This is a genomic window from Hydrocoleum sp. CS-953 (genome assembly GCF_002260545.1).
In the GTDB taxonomy this organism is placed as follows: domain Bacteria; phylum Cyanobacteriota; class Cyanobacteriia; order Cyanobacteriales; family Microcoleaceae; genus Trichodesmium.
This window is the reverse complement of record NZ_LGSU01001049.1, coordinates 1-6,332: the sequence shown is the minus strand read 5'-3', so window position 1 is coordinate 6,332 and position 6,332 is coordinate 1. Positions and strand designations below refer to the sequence as shown.

Here is a 6,332-nt window from a genome sequence, read left to right as displayed (position 1 = left end):
CAAGAATTACCTTTAGTAATGCTCAGTTCGGTAGGCAAACTGACATCAGAAGAAATTGCAGGTAGAGCTTCATTTGCAGCTTTTGTGAGAAAACCAAGCCGAAAAATCAACACGCTACTGATAAGTATAGCATTCTTTTTTCAAATTGGTATAACATATTTTTGTCAGCAAACCCTAATTATTAAACATAATAATGTCAAATCAAAAAATTATCACACTCTTAACTGATTTTGGATTCAAAGATGTCTATGTTGGTGTAATGAAAGGTGTAATTTGTCAAATTAATCCTAATCTCAAAATAATCGACCTTACACATGAAATTCCTCCCCAAAATTTATTTGCTGCCAGATTTTGTTTGCAAAATGCTTATCCTTATTTTCCCCCAGAAACAGTTCATGTTGCTGTTGTCGATCCGGGAGTTGGGAGTACAAGAAGAGCGATCGCTATTCAACTACCGAATGGTTTTTTAGTCGGACCTGACAATGGTATTTTTAGTGGAATATTGGAAAATTTAGAAATAGAAAATATTAAGGTAGTTTCCCTTACTAATTCTGAGTATTGGGGTACAAAAACACCGAGTACAACTTTTCATGGTAGAGATATATTTGCTCCTGTTGCTGCTCATCTTGCTAGTGGGGTGAAGTTAGAAAATTTGGGAGAAAAAATTAATCCAGAAAGTTTGGTGAAGTTGCCTTTAAATAATATTACTTTTACAGATTCAGGTATTGCAGGTTGCGTTCAACATATTGACCATTTTGGCAATATAATTACTAATATTTCTAGTAGTTATGTTTTCGGGAAAAATTGGTCGGTTATTGTTAGTAATAATGTTGATTTTTCAGCGGGTAAAACAATTTCTAGTGGTAATACTTATGCTGATTGTAAACCAGGGGAGTTAATTGGAATTATTGGCTCTCATGGTTTTGTAGAAATTGCTACTAATGGTGGTAGTGCTGAGGAGCAACTTAATTTAAAGTATGGGGATAGAGTTGAAATTCATTGGTTTTAAATTACGCCGGAGAACCCAGAAACCCGGTTTCTCGTAGACGTCTATTGCTCAAAACAACGATTTATCCTAGAAACCGGGTTTCTTTGCGTGTTATATAGAATCCGCTTGAATAGTTGTCATTGCGACGATAGGAAGCAATCTCCGCGCACCCCTGAGATTGCTATCCGTTCCGGAATGCTCCGCAAACCTTCCACTCCGTTCCAGNGCAATCTCCGCGCACCCCTGAGATTGCTATCCGTTCCGGAATGCTCCGCAAACCTTCCACTCCGTTCCAGTCGCAATGACTTGGATATAGTAATTATCCGGATTTTATATTAAGGGAATTTGATCCAAACCCGGTTTCTCTACTTTTTGATGCTGATACTACCGGGTTCAATATAAATTAGTCATACCAATTAGTATTGCATATATTCAGAGAATCACCCAACTCCTTAATCTGCTTCACCTTATATTTTGTTTCTATTTTTCAGTGATTTTTTTGACTTAAGACAGAGGGATATTGCCAGACTTGGTTAGCCTAAATATTATGCTAACTATTTGTGGTTTTTGTCCAAAGTCCAAAATCTACAGATAAAGAAATTAACAGAATTTACGCAGGCGAACCCAGAAACCCGGTTTCTCGTAGATGTCTATTGTTCAAAACAATGATTTACCGTAGAAACCGGGTTTCTTTGCGTATTAAATTATACTCCAAAAAAATATTAATCTTTGTATCAAAATTAAGATAAAATTAATTTTTAAATAAAAAGCACATAATTTATCTAATATCTTGCAAAAACCAAAATAATGTTATCGAACGAGTTTCTAGAAACAATATGGCTAATACCTTGCTATGCCATAACTGGTGCAATTTTAACCTTGCCTTGGTCGCCCGGAATTATTAAGCGCAGCGGACCAAGACCAGCAGGTTACATCAATTTAATAATGACCTTCATCGCTTTCTTACATGGTTTAGTTGCTTTGACGGCAAGTTGGAATCAACCTGCACGAGAATTATCAATACCCTGGTTACAAGTAGCAGAACTCAACATCAATATTTCTGTAGAAATATCCACCCTAACCATTGGGGCGACTATATTAATAACAGGTCTAAATCTCCTCAGTCAAATCTACGCGATCGCCTACATGGAAATGGATTGGGGATGGGCGCGTTTCTACTCCCTACTAGCATTATTCGAAGCGGGAATGTGTGCCTTAGTTTTGTGCAACTCCCTGTTCTGGAGTTACATTATTCTGGAAATTCTCACTCTGGGTACATATTTATTAGTAGGTTTATGGTATTCTCAACCATTGGTAGTCACGGGAGCGAGAGACGCTTTTTTGACAAAACGGGTTGGAGACTTATTTTTGTTGATGGGAGTAGTCGCTCTGTTACCCCTAGCGGGAACTTGGAATTATACGGAACTCGGTGAGTGGGCGAAAACAGCAAACATTGCTCCCACTACTGCTACCCTATTAAGTCTAACTTTAATCGCCGGTCCTCTGGGTAAATGCGCTCAGTTTCCCTTGCATCTGTGGTTAGATGAAGCAATGGAAGGACCGATACCAAGTACAATTCTCAGGAATTCTCTGGTAGTAGCAGTCGGAGCTTGGGTATTGACTAAGTTGCAACCAGTTTTAGCTTTGTCTCCTGTAGCTTCTACGGTAATGATAGGAGTGGGAGTGTTTACAGCAGTTTGTGCTTCTTTAATTGCTATTGCCCAAATTGATATGAAGCGATCGCTCTCTTATTCTGTCAGCGCATACATGGGTTTGGTATTTATTGCGGTTGGTACTGGTCAAGTAAAAACTGCTTTAATATTATTATTCACCTACGCTTGTGCGATGGCTTTGTTGATAATGAGTACGGGTGGAGTAATATTAAATTGTATTAGTCAAGACCTGACTCAATATGGTGGTTTGTGGTCTCGTCGCCCCATTTCTGGAATTTCTTATTTAGTCGGTGCTGCGGGATTGGTTGCTTTGCCTCCTTTGGGTGGTTTTTGGGCGTTGTTACAAATGGCAGATAATCTGTGGCAGACTCAACCTTGGTTGGTTGGGGTGTTGTTTGTGGTGAATGGGTTAACTGCTTTTAGTATTATTCGGGAGTTTGGTTTAATTTTCTGTGGTAAAACTAAGCCAATGACTGAGCGATCGCCTGAAGGTTTATGGGCGTTGGTTTTGCCGATGACTATCTTGGCTGGTTTTACATTGCACGTTCCGTTGTTATTAGCAAGTTGGCAGTTATTACCAGATATTGCAACTCTTAATAAATCTGTTGCTGGTTTGTTACTGTTATCCAGTGTACTTGGTTTTGGTATTGGTGGGTTGATTTATATAAATGACAAGTGGGAGAAACCAATTAAATTGCCTTACCAAGCAATACAAGACTTTTTTGCTTACGATTTTTACACAGTCAAATTGTATAAAATTACGATTGTTTTTGTAGTGGGTTTAGTATCAAAAATTATTTCTTGGATAGACCGTTACATTGTTGATGGAGTAGTTAATTTAGTTGGTTTCGCGACTATTTTTGGAGGTCAGGGTTTAAAATACAATGTTTCTGGTCAGTCTCAGTTTTATTTGTTGACAATTTTGATTGGTCTTACCCTATTATTAAGTTGGTTAGCTGTCGGTTTATTTTAGAGAAAAAGGGAATAGGGAATAGGGAATAGGGAACAGGGAATAGTAAGCTTTCAAAGGGTTTTTCCTGGGGAAATGCTCCGCAAACAGGATTTATAAATGTCCTAACCTTGGCTTCGACTGCTATATAATCATAATCAGAATCATAGTTAGCATAATTTACGCTGAGGTCCGAAAAACTAGAGCTTGAGATTGCTTCCCTGTCAGTCGCAATGACGAAAATAAGTTATATTTTGTAAGTCCTAATTAGGCTAATAATTAGGATTTCATCTCCTGGAATTATCCAGATTTCTCTGTCAAAAATTACAATTTTATGAGGCTACTATTTTATTATCTTTATCTCTGGCGGGTTTAATACCTGACTGTCTAAACAGTGCTTAAAATTGGTTGGAGTTTGTGGAATTAGAGCGAAAGTTCTTTGATGCTCCCCATACAATTTTCCTTTCTTCATTCTGCAAGAATTCATAGCTAATTTAATCAATTACAATTTAACAAAAAATTATGCTCAGTGTTTTAATTATCATCCCAATATTAGGGGCAATATTAGTAGGATTTTTTCCAGGAAATATTCCTGCGGAAAAATTACGAAAAGTCACTTTAGCAATAGCCGTATCTCTCATAGTTTGGACTGTACAAATTGCTCTAAAGTTTGACTTAAATAATCCCCATTGGCAATTTCAAGAAACATTTGCTTGGATTCCGCAATTAGGTTTAACCTACAATCTTGGAGTAGACGGTTTATCTTTACCCTTACTTGTCCTCAATTCTGTACTAACATTTATCGTAGTTTATGGCTACGGCAATAATATCGAACGTCCGAAACTTTACTACTCTTTAATTTTGTTGGTAAATGCAGGTGTAGCAGGGGCTTTTCTTTCAGCAAATTTACTACTTTTCGTTCTGTTTTACGAACTAGAATTAATTCCTATCTATTTATTAATAGCAATTTGGGGAAGCGAAAAACGAGGCTATGCAGCAACAAAATTTCTCATCTATACCGCAGTTTCTGGGATTCTTATATTAGCAGGATTTTTAGGCATAACTTGGTTAAGCAATTCTCCTAGTTTTGACTATAACCTCATATCTACCGAATCATTACCCCTAATAACTAAACTTATCTTACTAACAATTCTCTTAGTAGGATTTGGCATCAAAATACCACTGGTACCTCTACATACTTGGTTGCCAGATGCTTACGTTGAATCATCTCCCCCTGTTACTATTTTACTGGGTGGAATATTGGCAAAGTTAGGCACTTACGGACTATTGCGTTTCTGTTTGGGATTATTCCCCCAAACCTGGGAAATAATCGCACCCGGAATGGCAATTATTGGTACCATTAGCGTCTTGTATGGAGCATTAGCAGCGATCGCTCAACAAGACATCAAACGAATGGTGGCTTATAGTTCCATTGGACACATGGGTTACATTATAGTTGCTGCTGCTGCGAATACACCCCTAAGTTTAGTGGGAGCGATCAGTCAAATGGTAGCTCATGGTCTAATTTTAGCGATTCTATTTCATCTGGTGGGTGTAGTAGAAACTAAAGTCGGCACTCGCGAATTATCCGTTTTGAATGGTTTAATGAGTCCGGTGCGGGGTTTACCTTTTACGAGCGCTTTATTAATTATGGGTGGAATGGCAAGTGCAGGTATTCCAGGAATGGTAGGTTTTGCTGCTGAGTTTATTGTGTTTCAGGGCAGTTTTTCTAAGTTTCCAATTCCCACTCTTTTGTGTATTATTGCTAGTGGTTTAACAGCAGTTTATTTTGTTATTTTGTTAAACCGTACTTGTTTCGGCAANTGCGGGGTTTACCTTTTACGAGCGCTTTATTAATTATGGGTGGAATGGCAAGTGCAGGTATTCCAGGAATGGTAGGTTTTGCTGCTGAGTTTATTGTGTTTCAGGGCAGTTTTTCTAAGTTTCCAATTCCCACTCTTTTGTGTATTATTGCTAGTGGTTTAACAGCAGTTTATTTTGTTATTTTGTTAAACCGTACTTGTTTCGGCAAACTAGATAATGATACAGCTTATTATCCAAAAGTTATTTGGTCTGAACGTGCGCCTGCTTTGGTATTAGCAGTAGCGATTTTATTTTTAGGAATTCAACCTACTTGGTTAGTGCGTTGGAGTGAAGAAACTTCAAATTTTTTAGTGCTTAAATCTCAAATAGAAATTCAGTCAATAAGTCAATATATAAAGTAGGGAATAGGGAATAGGGAACAGGGAACAGGGGGTGTTGGTAAATTAAGAGANTCTGAACGTGCGCCTGCTTTGGTATTAGCAGTAGCGATTTTATTTTTAGGAATTCAACCTACTTGGTTAGTGCGTTGGAGTGAAGAAACTTCAAATTTTTTAGTGCTTAAATCTCAAATAGAAATTCAGTCAATAAGTCAATATATAAAGTAGGGAATAGGGAATAGGGAACAGGGAACAGGGGGTGTTGGTAAATTAAGAGATGAAACTGTAAGGTTTATATTTATTTAATAGCTTTAAATAGCTACGAAATCTTAGAAACCGGGTTTATGTAAAATGCCTACTATACTGACAAATCTAAAATAGTCCGTTACATCATTGGGGGGCGGGTTTATCTAACTTTAGGTGAAAATTCGTTAATTTAACGGGGAAACCCGCCCCTACTATTGCACTATTTAAGGTGTGTCATTCTACTACTATACTGACATCTGTCTCCCATAAACCCG

Annotated in this window: 2 protein-coding genes and 2 pseudogenes; all 4 read left to right on the top strand. The window is 37.6% G+C overall.

What is annotated here, in order from left to right:
• The first annotated feature begins 193 nt into the window (after positions 1-193).
• Positions 194-1,009 (top strand): S-adenosyl-l-methionine hydroxide adenosyltransferase family protein, encoded by an 816-nt coding sequence (locus AFK68_RS15425; protein ID WP_094673556.1) that lies wholly within the window; start codon positions 194-196, stop codon positions 1,007-1,009.
• Between the two features lie 786 nt (positions 1,010-1,795).
• Positions 1,796-3,634 carry an NAD(P)H-quinone oxidoreductase subunit F gene (locus AFK68_RS15420; RefSeq protein ID WP_094673555.1) on the top strand — a complete coding sequence of 613 codons (1,839 nt, stop codon included), beginning with the start codon at positions 1,796-1,798 and terminating at the stop codon, positions 3,632-3,634.
• Positions 3,635-4,132: 498 nt separating this feature from the next.
• Positions 4,133-5,433, top strand: a pseudogene (locus tag AFK68_RS15415) (NADH-quinone oxidoreductase subunit M); the annotation flags it as partial.
• A 1-nt stretch (position 5,434) separates the two neighbouring features.
• Positions 5,435-5,835, top strand: a pseudogene (locus AFK68_RS45320) (NAD(P)H-quinone oxidoreductase subunit D4); the annotation flags it as partial.
• Between the last annotated feature and the right edge of the window lie 497 nt (positions 5,836-6,332).

What these genes read in the sequence shown, in the direction of transcription:
- AFK68_RS15425 (WP_094673556.1), top strand. Translation starts at nt 194, where the DNA reads ATGTCAAATCAAAAAATTATCACACTCTTAACTGATTTTGGATTCAAA.
- AFK68_RS15420 (WP_094673555.1), top strand. Translation starts at nt 1,796, where the DNA reads ATGTTATCGAACGAGTTTCTAGAAACAATATGGCTAATACCTTGCTAT.